Annotated in this window: 17 protein-coding genes; 7 read left to right on the plus strand and 10 right to left on the minus strand. The window is 41.6% G+C overall.

The window, feature by feature from the left end:
- Window positions 1-79: 79 nt before the first annotated feature.
- The 3 genes from FQV37_RS09070 to FQV37_RS09080 all read right to left on the minus strand — a co-directional run bounded on the left by FQV37_RS09070 (window position 80) and on the right by FQV37_RS09080 (window position 1,570).
- The gene (locus FQV37_RS09070; RefSeq protein WP_160022503.1) at window positions 80-496 is read right to left on the minus strand and encodes a hypothetical protein; all 417 of its coding nucleotides are present in this window, start codon (window positions 494-496) and stop codon (window positions 80-82) included.
- Window positions 497-653: 157 nt separating this feature from the next.
- The gene (locus FQV37_RS09075; protein ID WP_160022505.1) at window positions 654-905 is read right to left on the minus strand and encodes a hypothetical protein; all 252 of its coding nucleotides are present in this window, start codon (window positions 903-905) and stop codon (window positions 654-656) included.
- Window positions 905-1,570: a 5-formyltetrahydrofolate cyclo-ligase gene (locus FQV37_RS09080; protein WP_240990997.1), complete on the minus strand. Its 666-nt coding sequence runs from the start codon at window positions 1,568-1,570 to the stop codon at window positions 905-907. The genes FQV37_RS09075 and FQV37_RS09080 overlap by 1 nt, the downstream gene beginning before the upstream one ends.
- Window positions 1,571-1,780: 210 nt before the next feature.
- On the opposite strand from FQV37_RS09080, the gene fumC reads away from it, so the two are divergent.
- Window positions 1,781-3,184 carry a class II fumarate hydratase gene (gene fumC / locus FQV37_RS09085; RefSeq protein ID WP_160022509.1) on the plus strand — a complete coding sequence of 468 codons (1,404 nt, stop codon included), beginning with the start codon at window positions 1,781-1,783 and terminating at the stop codon, window positions 3,182-3,184.
- A gap of 94 nt (window positions 3,185-3,278) precedes the next feature.
- Here fumC and FQV37_RS09090 read toward each other — a convergent pair whose 3' ends face one another.
- From FQV37_RS09090 to FQV37_RS09115, 6 genes are all read right to left on the minus strand, one after another.
- A complete protein-coding gene (locus FQV37_RS09090; RefSeq protein ID WP_160022511.1) occupies window positions 3,279-5,408 on the minus strand; it encodes a helix-turn-helix domain-containing protein in 2,130 nt (709 codons plus the stop codon).
- Between the two features lie 186 nt (window positions 5,409-5,594).
- Complete coding sequence (locus FQV37_RS09095; RefSeq protein WP_160022513.1) at window positions 5,595-6,407, minus strand: MipA/OmpV family protein; 813 nt, start codon at window positions 6,405-6,407, stop codon at window positions 5,595-5,597.
- 147 nt (window positions 6,408-6,554) lie between these two features.
- Window positions 6,555-7,628, minus strand: coding sequence for a rhomboid family intramembrane serine protease (locus FQV37_RS09100; protein WP_102093058.1), 1,074 nt, complete (start codon window positions 7,626-7,628; stop codon window positions 6,555-6,557).
- A 106-nt stretch (window positions 7,629-7,734) separates the two neighbouring features.
- Complete coding sequence (locus tag FQV37_RS09105; RefSeq protein WP_102093059.1) at window positions 7,735-8,922, minus strand: alpha-hydroxy acid oxidase; 1,188 nt, start codon at window positions 8,920-8,922, stop codon at window positions 7,735-7,737.
- Window positions 8,923-9,013: 91 nt separating this feature from the next.
- A complete protein-coding gene (locus FQV37_RS09110) occupies window positions 9,014-10,786 on the minus strand; it encodes an L-lactate permease (RefSeq protein WP_093071257.1) in 1,773 nt (590 codons plus the stop codon).
- Between the two features lie 500 nt (window positions 10,787-11,286).
- The gene (locus tag FQV37_RS09115) at window positions 11,287-11,601 is read right to left on the minus strand and encodes a glutaredoxin family protein (RefSeq protein WP_160022515.1); all 315 of its coding nucleotides are present in this window, start codon (window positions 11,599-11,601) and stop codon (window positions 11,287-11,289) included.
- A gap of 296 nt (window positions 11,602-11,897) precedes the next feature.
- On the opposite strand from FQV37_RS09115, the gene mtgA reads away from it, so the two are divergent.
- The 6 genes from mtgA (at window position 11,898) to FQV37_RS09140 (ending at window position 16,643) form a co-directional block, all read left to right on the plus strand.
- Window positions 11,898-12,584 carry a monofunctional biosynthetic peptidoglycan transglycosylase gene (gene mtgA, locus FQV37_RS09120; RefSeq protein WP_160022517.1) on the plus strand — a complete coding sequence of 229 codons (687 nt, stop codon included), beginning with the start codon at window positions 11,898-11,900 and terminating at the stop codon, window positions 12,582-12,584.
- Window positions 12,585-12,796: 212 nt separating this feature from the next.
- Window positions 12,797-14,941, plus strand: a complete 2,145-nt coding sequence (gene ppk1, locus FQV37_RS09125; protein ID WP_240990999.1) for a polyphosphate kinase 1 — start codon at window positions 12,797-12,799, stop codon at window positions 14,939-14,941.
- A 400-nt stretch (window positions 14,942-15,341) separates the two neighbouring features.
- Window positions 15,342-15,512 carry a hypothetical protein gene (locus FQV37_RS14115; protein ID WP_167514313.1) on the plus strand — a complete coding sequence of 57 codons (171 nt, stop codon included), beginning with the start codon at window positions 15,342-15,344 and terminating at the stop codon, window positions 15,510-15,512.
- Window positions 15,513-15,615: 103 nt separating this feature from the next.
- Complete coding sequence (locus tag FQV37_RS09130) at window positions 15,616-15,867, plus strand: hypothetical protein (protein ID WP_025651340.1); 252 nt, start codon at window positions 15,616-15,618, stop codon at window positions 15,865-15,867.
- A gap of 101 nt (window positions 15,868-15,968) precedes the next feature.
- Entirely contained in the window at window positions 15,969-16,325 is a 357-nt protein-coding gene (locus FQV37_RS09135) for a hypothetical protein (protein WP_025651341.1), read from the plus strand.
- A gap of 111 nt (window positions 16,326-16,436) precedes the next feature.
- Window positions 16,437-16,643, plus strand: coding sequence for a hypothetical protein (locus FQV37_RS09140; RefSeq protein ID WP_160022521.1), 207 nt, complete (start codon window positions 16,437-16,439; stop codon window positions 16,641-16,643).
- Between the two features lie 126 nt (window positions 16,644-16,769).
- On the opposite strand, the gene FQV37_RS09145 is transcribed toward FQV37_RS09140, so the two are convergent.
- Window positions 16,770-17,432 (minus strand): MiaE family protein, encoded by a 663-nt coding sequence (locus FQV37_RS09145; protein ID WP_051395120.1) that lies wholly within the window; start codon window positions 17,430-17,432, stop codon window positions 16,770-16,772.
- Between the last annotated feature and the right edge of the window lie 382 nt (window positions 17,433-17,814).

Below are 17,814 nucleotides of genomic sequence, written 5' to 3' on the forward strand. Positions count from 1 at the left end.
CAAAAAAGACGCTTATCGGTAAGCGTCTTTTTTTGCATTAGTTATAGGACTGTTAGAATAATTAAATTAGACGGTTATCTTAAGTACCGATATCTTGCTTTATACTTTCTATATTTTTGCGCAACAGGTATACGAAAAACAGCGTAATGAAAGGGTCATAAACACGATCTAGTCTCAAATCGCCATTGATGTATTCAACAATAGTCAACGCAAACAAAGACAGCAGAATAAAAGAAAAGCATTGAGATATAGGAACCAAAAAACGTAGAAAAGATGTGCTGCTAGAGGGCTTTATATGACGTATTTCAATATGGGCGCTAAGCGCGAAGGTATAAAATGCTGCAAGCGCTAGCAAAAAGGTTCTTAGTTCAGCAAAATTAAAGCCGTTGTAATCATAAATATAAGCCGCAGGCGTGGCTAAGAGTAATAGCACGAACAGATAAAAACAAACTTGTAGCGAAGCGGGCGACATAAACTCTTTTTTTACTTTGTCCACGATCAACGACCTATACTGTAATGATAATTATTTGCGATAAGTATAGTTTATAGGCCATGTAGAAACAATAGTTTGGCAATGAAAAGCAAGCGTCGATCAAATCAAACCACTCTATAACCGCGTTTCTTCAAATTGTGCTCTATCAGTTATATATGTGTTATTCATCAAAATCTTTTATCTCACCGCTTAAACTACTCAAAAACGCATCGCTTTGCGCCAATAGTTTATTTAGATGCTCTTCATTGACTAGCTGTGTCATCTCCTCAGAGCTAAACGGCTGCTCTTGACTGTAGTAACGTATCTCTCTAGCGTCTTCATTGCCTAACGTCTGTAAATATTCATCCACACTGTCTGCACTGGAATCAGCAGCGCTAGAGTTAATGTCCATCGCTTGTTTATCGTCTTTCATTAAAACCACCTTATGCCGCTTGGTGTGATTAAGCCATCTAATGGCACATCCCACGGCTGATGTGCTAATTGTTCAACTATTTGAAAATCATAGCACCAGCCTATCTTTAATGGCTTTTTAGCGCCCGACCGATAACTTTTCCCAAGGGTCGTATCATAGAACCCGCCACCCATACCCATACGGTTGCCGTTTAGGTCTACCGCCACCAGTGGACAAATAATCACGTCTAGTTCTGACGCGCATAGCAGAGCGCGGCTGTGGTTTTGTTTCATACCTAAGTGATGAATGCGAGTGGGGACATTGACCAGTTTTGAATGATAGACAGGCACAAAGCGCAATCGTTTATCATCATTACCATTGCTAGTACGGCCAAGTGAGCCGACGACTGGTAAGTAAGGAAAATAGCCTAAGCGTTGACACCAGTCTAATATTAGCTGAGTAGGTAGCTCACCAAAGCCATCATAATAAAGCCCAATGCGTACATGTGTAGGCAATCGCTGCTGTAGTTTGGTCAAATGTAAGCTTGCAGACTGAGCAAGTTGTCTACGTTCTCCATCGCTCAACTGACGGCGTTGGCGAGTAAAGTGTCGTCTAGGCGGGTTACTTAGTGTGGGCTCTTGTGAGTTAAAAGTTTTTGGCTCAGTGGGCATAGTTTTAGAGTGCATAGGTATCTTATCCAATGAAGTATCAGATTGGTGGTGACAGGCGTTTTTAGACATTCGTTTTTAGGCATCGCTCAAGGCTATTTGTGAATATTCAACACGTCCTAGTCATGCTATCATAACGCCACTTTATATCGTATTCTCCTTTATGTGCAGCAGATGTTGCATTTTTTAGAGCAGTCATAAAACAACAAACCATCAAAGAGGGTAGTTATGTCGACACAGAATCAGGCAACTCGTACCGAAAAAGACACCATGGGTAACGTAGAAGTCCCAGCTGATGCCTATTGGGGTGCACAAACCCAGCGTAGCCGCGAAAACTTCAAAATCGGTGGCGAGACATTGCCGCGTCCGATGATTGAAGCGATGGCACTGGTCAAAAAAGCCGCTGCGATTACTAATGCAAGCCTAGAGCGTATCGAAGACGACAAGCGTGATCTTATCGTACAAGCCGCTGACGAAATCATCAATGGTGGTCTGGTTGATCAGTTCCCATTGGTCGTATGGCAGACAGGTTCTGGCACACAGTCAAACATGAACATGAACGAAGTGCTTGCCAACCGTGCTAACGAAATCGCGGGTTCTGAGCGTGGCAGCTACACGCCAATTCACCCAAATGACCATGTAAACCATGCACAGTCTACCAACGACAGCTTCCCAACGGCGATTCGTGTGGCTGCTGCGCGTCAGATCAACAGCTTATTGATTCCAGCGGTAAAAGCACTACGCGATACCCTTGATAAAAAAGCAAAAGAATTCGATAGCATCGTAAAAATCGGTCGTACGCATTTGCAAGACGCCACGCCATTGACCCTAGGCCAAGAGTTCAGCGGCTATGTGAGCCAACTTGACCATGCATTGACTCGTATCGACAACGCGCTACAAGGTCTATATGAATTGCCACTAGGCGGCACTGCGGTTGGTACTGGTCTAAACGCCCATCCTGACTATGCGGTAAAATCAGCTGAGCAACTAGCGACTTTGACTGGCTTGCCATTCGTTACGTCACCAAACAAATTTGAAGCATTAGCTGCTCGTGATGCTGAAGTATTTGCGTCAGGCGCACTCAAAACTCTAGCAGCTAGCTTAAACAAAATCGCTAACGACGTACGTTGGTTAGCATCAGGTCCTCGTTGTGGTTTGGGTGAGTTGACGATTCCTGAAAATGAGCCAGGCTCTTCTATCATGCCGGGTAAAGTAAACCCAACGCAGTCAGAAGCAATGACGATGGTTGTCGCTCAGGTCATGGGTAACGACACGACGATCAGCATGGCTGGCGCATCAGGTAACTTTGAGCTAAACGTATACAAGCCAGTTATCGCCTTTAACTTATTGCAATCTATCAAGCTGCTTGGCGATGCGTGCAACAGCTTCAATGAAAACTGCGCCGTCGGTATCGAGCCAGTAAAAGACAAAATTGATGACTTCTTGCATAACTCATTGATGCTAGTGACGTCATTAAACCGTCATGTTGGTTATGAAAATGCGGCGAAGATCGCTAAGACGGCATATAAAGAAAACAAGACGTTGAAGCAAGTAGCGGTTGAGCTAGAGCTATTAACTGAAGCGCAGTTTGATGAGTGGGTCATTCCTGCTGATATGGTACATCCTAAGTAAGCTATCTAATAGTTTTTTAGAATAGTAAAAAGACCTTGTCATGTGGCAAGGTCTTTTTTTTGGTTGTAACAAACTCAGTGTTTCTTACTGCTTTTTAATCAATAAAAAAATCATTGCCTTTCTGAGTCAATTTATATTTATATGGCTTACCCGATTCTTTTACTCTTTGTACTAATTGGTGATTTTCATCAAGTTTTTTGGCACGCCAACCAATTAGCTGACCTGAATAATCAACTTCCTGAGCTAGTTCCCTAGCATACATTTCATTCTCAGAAGTTTGAAGTTCTTTCAATATTCTAACTTCAGGAAACGGTAGCATTTTGCTATTATCAATTCTATTAATTAATTCTATAGCGTTGTCTGAAATAGTTTCAATCAGAACATCTGACTGACAAGCGTTACATTTATAATTGTTGAACTCTAAAAACTTAATGTCCTCCACATCAAATTGTTTTTTACAATCAATATTTGAGCACACAATCCTTTTCGCATTAGATAAAAATTCCGAAATAATTTTATTATAGTTAAAAGGTCTTTCAATGAAATATTTTCTATATTTAGTTCCTTTAGGTTTGCCCCAATAAATACTCTCCTTTTTGCACAACCCAAAATTGAGCGAATAAATGGAAACGGGAGTACCATCTTTGTCACTTAAATCATTGTATTTAGTGATAAAGAAGTTAAGTTCCAATGTTTTAAGAAATTCTTCATAACGAGGATCGAAATGAAAATGACTACTATATGGATTATTAACTAAGTAGATAGAGCCTTTTAATTCCTGCGTTGTTATTCTTCTTTTTATATCTTTAGCTCTTCGAATAAATACATTCAATATATCTTTAAGCTGTAATGCTGATATCTTCTCGTCTAAAGATAAAAGTGAATGTGTCGTTGTTTCAAAAAAGGAACTAATTTTATCATCGTAGTATTTTTGTGCGGCAGACTCTATGTCACTTTTATTAATTTTATTATTGTATATTACTCTACTCTGATAACAATAGGATAATATATATCCTAAAATTCTAGGCACGTTCATAGAGGCATTGAATAGGATTTCAAAATACTCTTCAATAGATGTTTTTGATGTTTCAAAAAATACTTCCAGACCATGACCTGTGAATTTCTCAAATCTTTTAGTTAGGATCCTATTGGTAAATTCAATTGCATTAGACTCCATTTTATCTCTATCAAATTCAGAATATAAATTATAAAAATCAAGATTAATTGTATCAATTTTTCCAGGATCAATTTTCCCATAATAAATTCTATTAGGATAAGCAGCAACCTTAAATTTGATAAACTCTTCGGACCAGTTGTTTAGTGGAGCTAATATTACATCAACAAATGTAATAATAGATTCATCTTCTATTTCAGAAAAATCGTCTAGTAATATATATAAGTGCCGAATATCCAAGATAGCTAAAGCTTCTTTTATTCCAGTTATAACTTCTTTGATCTGAAAAACCTGTAAAAAAACACTTGAAAAAGAATCTTCGTTTTCTAAAGCAATTTTATCGCTTTTTTTAATATCCATTCCAACATCTGCTTTAATTCCACCAGATATTTTAGTTTTTTCTAAGCTTGAGTTCAATTCAAGTTTGCTTGATAAGTTGCTTTCCTTAATTCTTTCGTTCATACCTTTGTTATGTCTGGAGTAAGTCTGCAGCACAGGTATTTCTATTTTTTCAAGATGATTATTGTCTTCAATACTACTTTTTAGTTCAAGAAGCCTTTCTTGTATAGATTCTACTTTTGCAACACCTAGAACTCTTAGTAATTTATCAAATAATGAGTCAAATTTATTTGATATTTCATCAATTATTTTTGAAAGTATGGTTTGTATAAAAGATCTTTCAATAAGATATTTCTCAAGAATATCTGAAGGTAAAAGACTATCCACACCTTTTATTCTTGTCAGTTTTGTTTGAGAGGACTCATAAATTGTTTTAACATCTAGATAACAAGGTAGATATCCTTTTTTCTCACGAAGCTCTTGTTCTATCCTTAGAAATATTGTAGATTTCCCAGTTCCTTTTCTACCAATTAAAAATGTAGTGTTTTCCTTCAATGATTTCTTTAGGATATAGTCATTTGGTAGTAAGTCTGTATATAGCTCCTTCAATAGATCTCTACCATTTTCATCTATTAGATCTGCTCTTCTGTATTTTTTTAATGATTCAACTGATTCAAAGAATCCGTTCAGTTGCTTCTCTGAATATTCCATGTCTTGTCTCTCATTTTATGTTTATATAAATGTATCTATGATACTTTTATAAAAAAATATCATAAATTATCAAAGATATAATTCATGATATTTTCTTTATTTAAACCAGGATACGCTTTTAAACACAGAAGCCTATTTTAAACGGCGTTATCTGATTAATTGATTACTATAAGGTTTTTTGTACCCTTAGAACTTATAAAGCAAACCAAGCGTGGTCGACGCTTCAGTACGTGAGTCTACCATTGGGCTATCATATTGCTCATTGGGTACATAGCTCACGCTTTGATTGGCAAATCCTGCCCATTTATCATTAAAGTCGTAGTTGGCACTAACGCTGACATACGGATTCAAGCTCGAGTTAGATTTATAAGCGGCAACGCCTGTTTCTGCTGACTCTTCTTCACTGACGCCATAGTAGTATTCATTGTAGGCCGCATCATGATACTCAAAGCCGATGCTTGGATAGACCGTCAGCTTGTTTCTCGTGATCTTGGCAAGGTAAGTTAAGCGACCAGTATTACCGCCACTTTCGTCCAACACATCGGTCGCAAACTGACCACGAAACGCACCGATAGGCGTGCGACGCTGGTAGCTTATACCTGCTTCTGCGGATAGTTTGCGCTCATCGAGACCTTGCAGGGCACCATTAGCATCATCAGGATCAAACGAATTCCCTGCGAGCTGCGCGTAAGCAGAGAGCTGATTGACACCATCATTGATCAAGTACGCACCCGCTTGAGCACCGCGCGCATAGATCCTATTATTGTCATAAAACACGCCCGGTAACACACGCACTTCAGTGCTGTCTTCGAGATCATAGGCGGATTTGACCGCCATGACATTGACCCCAACGCTAAGCTCAGCATCTTTGTCAGTCGGCAAGTTGTCATTAAAAAGTGCGGCGTTAGACAGGCTAGCCACACTAAATAGTGCAGTAGCGGTAAACGCGCTAAACATAGTGCGTGTAGAGATATTAGGTAGCGCTGCAAGTTTTAACATAATTGGATCTCGTAAGTGAGTATAAATAACTGAGTGGTGCGAGTAAGCAAAACGTGTTCAAAAGAGTAAGCAATAAAAGGAATCAGTGATGTTGGTCAGTATGCTGTTTTTGGGAGCTATATAGCAATGATAGATAAGTATGAGCATTTACTCAATGGCTTTTAGTACTTGTAGTAATTGCTGGTGAATATCTTGCCACCACCAGACAAAACCAATGCTAATAAGTAGCATCGCAAGCCATGGTAATAGCTGCCAAATAACGGAAGGTTTTTTAAGTGCTTCGGGTTCAATACTATTATGAACAGTGCCATTGTTTAACGGTGAATTGATAGTATTAACGCTATCGGCATATATGTCTGATGTATTCGTTTCATTGTTTGCAACCGCAGTATCTTGCTCAGTTGAATTGGCAGCAAAGTGAGGTGATTGATCGAGAGGAGTAGCATCATAACGGCTTTGGTTATCGTGTTGGTCTTTATACTGTCCACTATAATGACTGTTATATGATGGGGTGTCGTGAGCGCTGTATGAATAGTTGGTTTGATAAGGCTGGAGACGCTGCGCTTGCTCAGATGCGACATTTTGCATAGCGACCGCGAGACGCTGACGGTAACCAATCGCAAAAGCTAAGGCAATAACAAGCCCTGTGATCGCGCCGCCGATATGACCAGCATTATCGATACCCGGTACGGCAAACCCATAGACGAGGTTGATGCCCATAATAAATATCAGGCTTTTGAGGTTAAGCACCATGCCATTGACCGATATTTTAAACAGGGCAGCGATCAGTAACGCCGCACCGATACCCATGATACCACCAGAAGCTCCCGCTGATAGGCCGGGCTGTCCTGTTCCTTCTATGATACTTTGCCATGTGACATAGTTATTGAGCAAGTTGCCACCGATGGCTGCCAACAAAAACAATGCCAAAAACTTGGCTGAGCCAAACATCGGCTCGGCAATCTGCCCAAAAAAATACATGGCAAAGCCATTAAATAGTAGATGCATGAGACCAATGTGCAAAAACGCACTACTGGCCAAGCGCCATGGGTCATCCATCATCGTTAAGGGTAAGGCGTTGGCACCCCATTTAACTAACGCTTCAGTTGACGGGTTATTGGCATCGACGCCAGTGACTATCTGCATGACAAATAGCCCAATAAAGCAGGCTAATAGCAGGGTAGTGACGGGCGCTGTTTTTAATAATTGTTGAATGGTCATAAAGGCTAACTGTCATCAAAATGTTATAGAGACAGTATAAAGGGTATGAGCAAATTATGTTATGTATAGCCAGTTTTAAACGTTGATTGTTCTACAATCAGCCGCTCTAAAAACGACCCACTTTGAGGTTTTCATACGTGCCTTTTACCAAGATATTATCCGTGACAGTATTGATATCGGTATGACCACAGAATGCCATAGATATATCACACTCTTTATAGATAATCTCAAGCGCGCGGCGCACCCCGTCTTCACCATACGCTCCCAATCCGTAGAGAAAAGCGCGACCGATCATCGTGCCTTTTGCGCCTAATGCGATAGCCTTTAGTACATCTTGACCAGAGCGAACGCCACTGTCTAGCCATACCTCGATATCGCTGTTTTCGGCTTGTACTGCCTGTACGATGTCAGAGAGGGCAGAGATAGAAGATAACGCGCCATCCAATTGACGACCGCCATGGTTTGAGACGACTAGGGCATCCGCGCCACTGCGAGCCGCCATAATAGCATCTTCAGGCTCCATGATACCTTTTATGATAAGTTTACCGCCCCACATGTCTTTGATACGCGCCACATCGTCCCAGCTCAGACGCGGATCGAATTGCTCTGCCGTCCAAGCAGAGAGTGATGACAGATCCTCAACATTTTGTGCATGACCGACGATATTACCAAACGTGCGACGTTTGGTGCCCAGCATATTCATACACCATTGCGGCTTGGTCATGAGGTTGATCATATTGCTTAGTGTTGGCTTAGGCGGTGCGGATAGACCATTTTTGATATCTTTGTGACGTTGTCCAAGCACTTGTAAGTCGGCGGTCAAGATAAGTGCTGAGCAATTGGCCTCTTTGGCACGGCGAATCAGATTGGCCATAAAGTCTTGATCGCGCATCACGTACAGCTGAAACCAAAACGGCTTACTAGTATGAGTGGCGACATCTTCGATAGAGCAAATGCTCATGGTCGATAGTGAAAAGGGCACGCCGAATTTTTCAGCGGCGCGTGCGGCATGTATCTCACCATCTGCCCACATCATGCCGGTAAACCCCGTTGGGGCGATGGCTACAGGCATCTTGACTGGCTCACCGATCATACTCGTTGCCAGACTGCGGTTATCCATATCGACCAATACTCGCTGGCGCAGCTTGATACGGTCAAAGTCAGTCTCGTTATTACGATAGGTGGTCTCAGTCCACGAGCCTGAATCGACATAGTCATAGAACATACGCGGCACTTTACGCTCAGCAACGCGGCGCAGATCTTCGATTTCGGTGATTTTAGTTAAGTCTTTCATAGGTTTATCTCTTATTGCTGTTATGTTTTAACTAGAAGGCAACCTTAACCTAACGCTACTAGATCTAGTTTAATAGCGTCAGCTTGCCTGATTATCGTCCATTCAGTTTTCTACGGGAAAATTTGCCACAAAAAGACATCAGTCCAAAGAATGTTATGGGCCAGAGAACGGCTAAAGCCCACCACCATATTTGACCGAAGATGATAGCCATACCGATCAAACCTGCTTGCACGACATAATAAATCATCGCTAGCAGTGTTTTGCGAATCACATAGCCTTCTTTATCCACCAAGCCGACTACTGCGCAAGCAGCTACCACATTATGCACCGAAATCATGTTACCAGCCGCACCACCCACAGCTTGCAAGGCTATTACTTGTGCTGCAAGGTCGCTATTGAGTCCGATCTGATTGGCTGTTGACCATTGAAAATATGAAAACATCATATTGCTAATAGTATTTGAACCGGCGATGAAAGCACCCATTGCCCCAATCCATGGAGACACTAGCGGCCACGCATTTTGAAAAGCATCGGCAGCACTTTCAGCCAGTAATATTGGCATAGCCGGTAGCGCAGTAGCGACTTCAGCGGCTGAGCCTGAATTAATGAATACTTGTACCATAGGCACCGAGAATAGCAAAGCTGGTGCGGCAGCAACCATGGTCTTTGCCGAGTTACTCCAACTGCGCTTTACCGCTTGGCTATTCATTTTGAACAGTAAAATACATAATAAAGAAGTAATAATTAGAATGCTACCAGGAGAATAGGCGAGCTGTATCTTACTAGAGATTGTTGTACCAAAAAGATTAGTAAGGCTAATGGTTGTTAAATCCCCTACCAGAAAAGCTTTGAGTGGTGCAATCACTCGAGTTATGACCAATAAGGCAATCACAATGAAATAGGGCGAAAATGCACGAATTAAAGAGAACTTTGGGGTTGCTGAATCATCATATTTTACCTCGTCTAAAGTACCCAGCCAGTCTTTGTCCCATTTTGCGCGAGGGGCAAAATCAAAAGTATCTTTAGGCATCAAAAAACCACGCTTAGCAGCGGGAAGTACAATTAACAACCCAATGAAACCGCCAATGAGTGAAGGGAACTCAGGCCCTAGAAATTTAGCAACCAAAAAATAAGGAATAGTAAAGCAAAGACCTGCAAAAATGGCAAATGGCCATACTTTAAGCCCTTCTATGAAGGAGCGTTTTTCACCAAAGAACCTTGTCAAAAAAGCACTTAAAATTAAAGGTATCAAAAACCCAATAAGCGCATGTACAAGGCCTACGTTAGCTGTAATCTGTAATAAATAATTTTCGGCAGTAGTAGGGGCAATGGACTGTGCTAAATCTTGTTTATCAGTAATACCAGACCAAACGCCAAGTAGTAGAGGCGTACCAACTGCACCGAATGATACGGGTGTAGATTGAATGATAAGAATAACCATGACCGATGCCATCGCTGGAAAGCCTAAAGCCAACAACAGCGGAGCACCCACTGCAGATGGTGTTCCGAATCCTGATGAACCTTCTACTAAAGAGCAGAACAACCATGCCACAATGATCGCTTGGACGCGCCTATCAGGTGAAATATCCATAAAGCCCTTACGTATGGCGACAAGAGCGCCGCTTTCTTTCAGCGTATTCAGCAGTAAAATAGCTGCGAATACAATGAATAAAATAGTAAGTGCCACAATAATCCCATTAACAGTAGCAGCCGCTACCTGAGCACCACTAGCGTGCCAAATGAAAAAGGCTAGCAGAGCTGTCACCAAATAGGCAATACTCATAGATATCTTAGCTGGCAGGCGCATAACTATGAGTAGTATGAATACAACGAGAATTGGCGCTAAGGCTAAGAAAGTGTACATAATTAACAGTCCTTATTGTTATTAACAGTCCTTATTGTTGTGTATACCAGCTTATTTTTTACTGGTTTTAAAGTCATACTAAGTTATTACTATAGTCGATACACTAGTCGATACACTCTAAAAATGTCATAGCGCTACTGGGATGAATTTTGCGCAGCCTCTGGGAACGCAGCACGCAAGTAAAATTTATACCAGTAGCGCGTTTAAATCCATAACAGTTTTACATTCAGCTAACTATATTTATTAAGGCGTGTTAAACACGCCCTAATAGTTGCTCTTAGGTGCTTTCGCTGAGAATTGTATGTATATGATTTAACAGAGTGCAAGGTTAGAGAGTTGAGATTATTGATCAGTAAATCATTAGCATTAGTATAATCAGTTTACCAAACAGAATATAAAAGTAGTCTAGCAAATATTGAAATACCATACTAGCTAAAATTAGCGGTAGATATTCTAATATAAGAAATTTAAAAGCTCTATAACATCAAAACAAAGTGCCGTTAGTTGTGAGCTAACAGCTGCTGCAAATCTATCACCGAAAACGGATAGTTTAATCGTTTGGATGGCGTCAAAATCACAGGAATAGCTGTGGAAAATTCCATCATCAGCGCCTCATCAAAGTCTGCAATATCGACATTTTGGTAGCTAATCGGTTGTACCGCCTGAAACTGAATAATTATTTGCTCGGCGATGTCACATAAATGGCAGCCCGAGGTGCCCAGTAGCCACCATTGATTGTTATTTTCAGCAGTGTTTAGGCTTGGATTTGCTGCAATAACACGCGCTCGTAATACTTCTATATTATCATCATGCATGGGTAGTCTCTTATCTTCATACTGATTGCAAAGCGCTGATGCTCAGCACGCGCTTATTTAAAACATAAAATACTTTAACGGCCATTACATCATAAAGAAGTGGGGTAAATAATGACAGCGATTGTGAGATTAGGTAAGATGACCTGCTATTGATCGTTATTAATGACTAATGCTCAACAGTTAATGATTGGCTATAAATAGCCCGTTTACAATCATTGATTCTTGGTTATGTCTCATAGTCATTGATAGAGTATCTATCTTATCTTATTACTTTTTTAACCACTCGGATACCGCGCATGGCAAGTTTTGGCACATTTATCAAACGTCTGTTATTGGCAATTATGCTATTGGTTGTCGCATTCCATATATTGGTTGTTGGGCTACTATTAATTTGGAAAACACAGCCAATTAACAACAGTATGTTTATGTTGACGCATCGCCTAACGGGCGGCACAGTCACTCAGACATGGGCTGAATATGATGCGATTGCCAAATCTGCCAAGCAAGCAGCGATTGTGAGTGAAGACTCGACGTTTAGTCAGCACAGTGGTTTTGACTTTAAAGGTATCAAAGCGGCGCAAAAGAAAAATGAAGAGACAGGCAAAATGTCTGCTGGTGGCTCAACGATTACTCAGCAATTGGCAAAGAACTTGTTCCTCACCTCACATCGCTCCTATGTCCGTAAAGCGGAAGAGGCTGTCATTACTGTCATGATAGAAACGCTGTGGAACAAGCAGCGTATCTTGACCGCTTATCTTAATGTGGCAGAATTTGGTAACGGTATCTATGGTATCGATGCCGCCGCGCATCATTATTTTGATAAATCTGCGGCCAATCTGAACCGAGACGAATCAGCGCTCCTCATTGGGATGCTTACCAATCCGAAGTATTACGAAGACAATCAAGGTGACAGAGGCTTGCGCAACAAGCAACGTATTATCAAAAAACGCATGAAAAATGCGGTATTACCGCAAGCGTCTTAATCTTTTAAAAGAAGCCTTAACAACAAGAATAACGGGAAAGAATAATAGTTAATAACCTTTAAGACGATAGTATAAAGACGACGGCGTATCGATAACGCAAAAGGAGTAGTAACGTGGTAGAGATAAATGATAATCAGAACAGCGGTGATATGAACGAGATGATCGACGTTAATAGTGTGAGTGAAGATGGCAACGAAAACGTTAATAAAAATATGAGCGTAAGCAGTAACTATAATGATCTGACCGACATCGACTGGCAACGCTCAGAAGACGGCAGCTATTCACCCAGCAGTTATATCAATCGAGATTTGTCTTTATTACAGTTTCATCTGCGAGTATTAGCGCAGGCATCTAGTTCACGTCACCCATTGCTTGAACGCTTATTTTTCTTGATTATTTTTTCATCAAATATAGACGAGTTCTTTGAGATTCGTGTCGCTGGCATTATGCAAAAGTTAAACCTCGGTGATGTGGTCAGTAGTCCGCATGGCATGCGCCCAAGCGAAGTGTTGGCAGAGTTATCCGCCGTCACCCATGAGGCGATTGATAAGCAATATCGTATTTTGAACGAAGACATCTTGCCAGCGCTTGCCAAGGAAGACATTCGTTATCTAAAACGTGACGAGCTGAATGCTGAGCAATCGGCATGGATGAAACGCTATTTTACTGAGCAAGTCTCACCAGTGCTGACCCCTATAAGTATCGATCCGGCGCATCCGTTTCCAAGATTGGTTAATAAGAGCCTCAATTTTATCGCCACTTTAGAAGGCAAAGATGCCTTTGGTCGCGATATTAATCTGGCGATTGTCCCAGCGCCGCGCAGTCTGCCGCGCGTGATTCGTCTGCCAGACGAGCTGACCGGTGGCAAAGAGCATCATGTCATGCTATCGGCTGTCATTCATGAGCATATCGGCGAGCTGTTCCCCGGCATGAATGTCACCGGTTGCCATCAGTTCCGACTCACGCGCAACGCAGACTTGGACTTGGCCGATGATGTCGATGATATTGCCAAGGCGCTAGAAGGCGAGCTTGAAAATCGCCGCTTTGGTGACAAAGTGCGGCTCGAGGTGACGACTGATTGCCCAACACCGATTAGTGATTACCTGCTTAATGAGTTTGAGCTACATGACAATCAGCTGTACCGCGTCAATGGCCCTGTGAACCTGACGCGCTTGCTGTTCGACTTTAACATACCCAAGCTGCGTTATCAGCCTTTTACCCATATCGTGCCCAAGCCCTTTCGCCGCGAGCTGGACAAGCTTGATAAAAGTACCAGTATATTTTCTGCCATGCGCAAAGGTGATGTCTTGGTACATCATCCTTTTCATGCGTTTTCACCGATTATCAATCTGCTTTGGGAAGCGGCGAGCGATCCCAAAGTATTGGCGATTAAGCAGACATTGTACCGCTCAGGCACCAATTCAGAGATCGTCAAGGCACTGGCTGCTGCGGCTCGTAATGGCAAAGAAGTCACGGCTGTCATCGAACTACGCGCCCGTTTTGATGAAGCGTCCAATATCGCCGTCGCCAATTTTTTACAAGAGGCTGGGGCAGTAGTGGTCTATGGGATTGTCGGCTACAAGACCCATGCCAAGCTGATGCTTATCGTGCGCCGCGAAGACGATCGCATTCGCCGTTATGTGCATTTAGGCACCGGCAATTATCATGCGGCCAATGCCAAAGTCTATACCGACTACGGCTTGTTCAGCGCTGACCCTGACATCTCAGAAGACGTGCACAAAATTTTCCAAGAACTGACGGGTATGGGCAAGCCTGCCAATCTAAAAAAACTGTTGCACGCGCCATTTACCTTGCACGAAAAGTTAATGAGCTTTATCGATGATGAAATTGCCCATGCCAAGGCTGGCAAGCGCGCGCATATTATTATCAAAGTTAATGCGTTGACGGAACGTCGCCTGATCGATAAGCTATACGATGCCTCGCAGGCAGGTGTCAAAATAGAATTAATTTTGCGCTCCATGTGTTGTCTGCGCCCCCAAGTCAAAGGCTTGTCTGAAAACATCACTGTACGCTCGGTTATTGGGCGCTTTTTAGAGCACACACGCATTTATTACTTTTATAATGATGGTGATGAGCGCTTGTATTGCGGCAGTGCTGACTGGATGGATCGTAACCTCTTCCATCGCGTCGAAGTCGCCTTTCCGATCGAAGATAAAAAACTGTTTAAACAGATATATCAAGATGGGCTACTTAACTATCTGCAAGACAATGTCCAAGCTTGGGCGCTTAATGGCGATGGTATTTGGCAGCAAATCCAACCAGCTGCTGACGAAGCGCCGCATATTGCTCAAGACCATTTATTACGGGTAATCAATCACGTTGGCGAGCCAGTATAGGCAAGACCTTTAATCATAAACGGCTTGGATGCTGTAGTTCGTGGTTGGTTATTCAATGTAACCATATTGATGGCCTTTCAGCGATGGGGTTTGCTTTACGACAATCTTAACTATCCACTGAACCAAGCGTTGGTAATCACCGATGCTTGGTTTTTTTGTGGCGAAAATAAGTTACAAACTGTCTGGTAACCTCACATTTATTCACATATTGATACGGCAGTACACTGGTGTGCTATTGCTTGACTTACTTATAATTAATGTCAGTCCTATGCTATGGCAAAAATAAGTTCAATTGAAAATTAAACCAGTCGATTTACTCTTCTAGGATAGTATCCAAGTTTATAAATCTGTGTCATAGAGGACTATTGGTTCACTAAACAATAATAATAGGAATTGCACCATGAGTAATACTAACAACGATACTTCAGACATCAAAAAAGCAGCAGAGCAGGCCGATAATCAACAAATCGAAAAAAATCTAAACGATGACAAAAATGTTGATACTCCCGAAAAACTGAGTGAAGAAGAGCAAACCTCTTTTATTGATGAAGAGTTACGGACAGATAAGTAAGGAGCCGTTTGAGCGATATTGATAGCAAAGATATCAATAGCAACAACAATATCAACGATCAGGTCAAATGAACAATTAACATCATAAACGCGAGGGACACGCTATGCCAGATAATACCAAGCCAAATCATGAAGAAGCGGTAGCTGTTCGTGATCCAGCAGCCTTACACCCGGACAATGCGCCAGACAGCTATGAAGGCCGTAAACACGAACCTGATATCGATGGACCAGAGCAGGACTCACAGGAAACAGACGAGATATATTCCGACCCACGTAAAGAAGAGAACTTACCAGCAGGTGGGAAAAACGTGGCAGATCTCAATGCTCATGATTTGAGTAAAAATAATAATATTTAATAATTGTGTACCTACTTATGTAGTCTGGGTATATCATCAAAAATAAAGTGCTGACAATAGATACTGGTTAGCCAATTAAAACAACAATTAAGGACATAACCATGGAACCTCAAGATCCCGCGTTAAGCAGAACCCCTATTGACGGTGCTAATCCTCAAGAAGTGAGTAAAAATTTAGCCAATCAGCACACTGATATTGAAAACCATACCAATCATAATAAAGGTACTGACACTTTCGAAGAAGAGGTAGTGGACTCAGAGCACGTGAATGACGATGACAATCCTGCACGTCAGCCTGATCGCCGTGATCAACAGGGCAGCAGTCCGTTTGATGACAATATTAACGAAGATACCGTGGGCAGTGAAGCGCCAAAAAGTGAAGGTATTACGGATATGAATCGATATGCCAACGTTGATAACGCTCAAACTCGTGTCTTAAATCCAGATGAAAAAGACTGATTTCTTAGCAAGATATTTCTGAATATTATTAATCTGAGCATTATTAATATGAGTATCGTCAAGTTATCGAATGCTCGATGTGGAAGACAGTTATTATAATAAGGATCGGTTATGAATAAGTCTAATGATACAGTTAACCATGATAACCATCAGCTCAAAGATGCAGATGATAATAATGGTATCGTCCCTGATGATGCATTACAAAAGGCAAATCCAGCCGCTGCAGAGCAAGAGACTGATGATCATGATCCGCATAATGTCGCAAAAAATACCAAGCAGTATGACAGTCCACTTATGGAAGATAAGAAACAGTCATAACTGAGCATTATATTCTGTACAGACAAATAAAAAAGCTAACGCTAGGCATGGTTTAAGACGCTAGTGTTGGCTTTTTTATGGATACGATATGAGTATCTTTGCATAGCGCTTATTTGACAGAAGCTATCAGCTGAAGCGCTCAGCAGGTGTACCACTGTGAAAACGCAGTTCAGTGTCAGGACTGGATATCAACTCTGCTTCTACTTCTTTAAAGAATGCGACACGCTCATCGATATTGTCGTCAGATAGCGATTGTGCCAGTGCCAAATAATCCTCAAAATGGCGACTCTCTGATTTTAATAGATAACGGTAGTACTTGGCTAAGCGTTCATCATCGATGACTTCAGCAAGCGCGGCAAAGCGCTCACAAGAGCGCGCTTCGATAAACGCCCCGATGATTAATACATCAACCATTGCTGCTGGCTCATGCGTACGTTTATGCTTGAGCAACCCTTTGGCATAACGCCCCGCACTCAGATATCCCCACTCTTGCTCGCGCTCATTCATAATGCCTAGGACTTGCTCATAGTGCAGCATCTCCTCACGTATTAACTGCGCCAATTTTCGCTGTAAGTCGTAAGAAAACTCATAGCGGAATAGTAGATTCATCGCTGTACCGGCCGCTTTCTTTTCGCAATTGGCATGATCTTGGATGATTAAAGGCACATCAGCGCTGGCAGCCTCCACCCAAGCCTGTGTGGTTCGCGCTCCCAGAAAATCATAGACAGCAGATAAGTCGACCTTAATAGGGGTGCGCAGCTGTGCGATATCGATACTGTCTGGTTCCATACTTTCCTCTGTTAGACCGTCTTTTTCTATCTTATATTCTTCTGTATGGCTGTCGCTCACAGCCTTGTCATTACTGTTATTGATTTTCATATCTTCATTATTCATAGTCTTTGCCATAGTCGAGGGTTCAACATCTCTTAATCAAATATTAAAAGTTAAATAGATAACCGTTAAGCATAAATGAATGCTGTAATGATTACTTACAGTTTATACTGCACGTATAATGGTCTAACTCTAAAGTATTGATTAAAGCCTCTAGAGTAGGTGGCTTATAGAGTATCATTATTATACAGCCTAAGTATTTACTTGGTGAATGACGTTTCCTTGTTTATTTTATTATTTGATAGTAGGATGAGATTTTGCTTTTCAGGCATTTTGTCTT

Origin of the sequence: Psychrobacter nivimaris, from assembly GCF_009812035.1 — a bacterium.
GTDB lineage: Bacteria > Pseudomonadota > Gammaproteobacteria > Pseudomonadales > Moraxellaceae > Psychrobacter > Psychrobacter nivimaris.

Coding starts and splice junctions, on each gene's coding strand:
- ppk1 (WP_240990999.1), top strand. CDS start 12,797: ATGAGCGTAAGCAGTAACTATAATGATCTGACCGACATCGACTGGCAA.
- mtgA (WP_160022517.1), top strand. CDS start 11,898: ATGGCAAGTTTTGGCACATTTATCAAACGTCTGTTATTGGCAATTATG.
- FQV37_RS14115 (WP_167514313.1), top strand. CDS start 15,342: ATGAGTAATACTAACAACGATACTTCAGACATCAAAAAAGCAGCAGAG.
- FQV37_RS09130 (WP_025651340.1), top strand. CDS start 15,616: ATGCCAGATAATACCAAGCCAAATCATGAAGAAGCGGTAGCTGTTCGT.
- FQV37_RS09095 (WP_160022513.1), bottom strand. CDS start 6,407: ATGTTAAAACTTGCAGCGCTACCTAATATCTCTACACGCACTATGTTT.
- FQV37_RS09100 (WP_102093058.1), bottom strand. CDS start 7,628: ATGACCATTCAACAATTATTAAAAACAGCGCCCGTCACTACCCTGCTA.
- FQV37_RS09140 (WP_160022521.1), top strand. CDS start 16,437: ATGAATAAGTCTAATGATACAGTTAACCATGATAACCATCAGCTCAAA.
- FQV37_RS09075 (WP_160022505.1), bottom strand. CDS start 905: ATGAAAGACGATAAACAAGCGATGGACATTAACTCTAGCGCTGCTGAT.
- FQV37_RS09090 (WP_160022511.1), bottom strand. CDS start 5,408: ATGGAATATTCAGAGAAGCAACTGAACGGATTCTTTGAATCAGTTGAA.
- FQV37_RS09145 (WP_051395120.1), bottom strand. CDS start 17,432: ATGGAACCAGACAGTATCGATATCGCACAGCTGCGCACCCCTATTAAG.
- FQV37_RS09080 (WP_240990997.1), bottom strand. CDS start 1,570: ATGCACTCTAAAACTATGCCCACTGAGCCAAAAACTTTTAACTCACAA.
- fumC (WP_160022509.1), top strand. CDS start 1,781: ATGTCGACACAGAATCAGGCAACTCGTACCGAAAAAGACACCATGGGT.
- FQV37_RS09135 (WP_025651341.1), top strand. CDS start 15,969: ATGGAACCTCAAGATCCCGCGTTAAGCAGAACCCCTATTGACGGTGCT.
- FQV37_RS09105 (WP_102093059.1), bottom strand. CDS start 8,922: ATGAAAGACTTAACTAAAATCACCGAAATCGAAGATCTGCGCCGCGTT.
- FQV37_RS09115 (WP_160022515.1), bottom strand. CDS start 11,601: ATGCATGATGATAATATAGAAGTATTACGAGCGCGTGTTATTGCAGCA.
- FQV37_RS09110 (WP_093071257.1), bottom strand. CDS start 10,786: ATGTACACTTTCTTAGCCTTAGCGCCAATTCTCGTTGTATTCATACTA.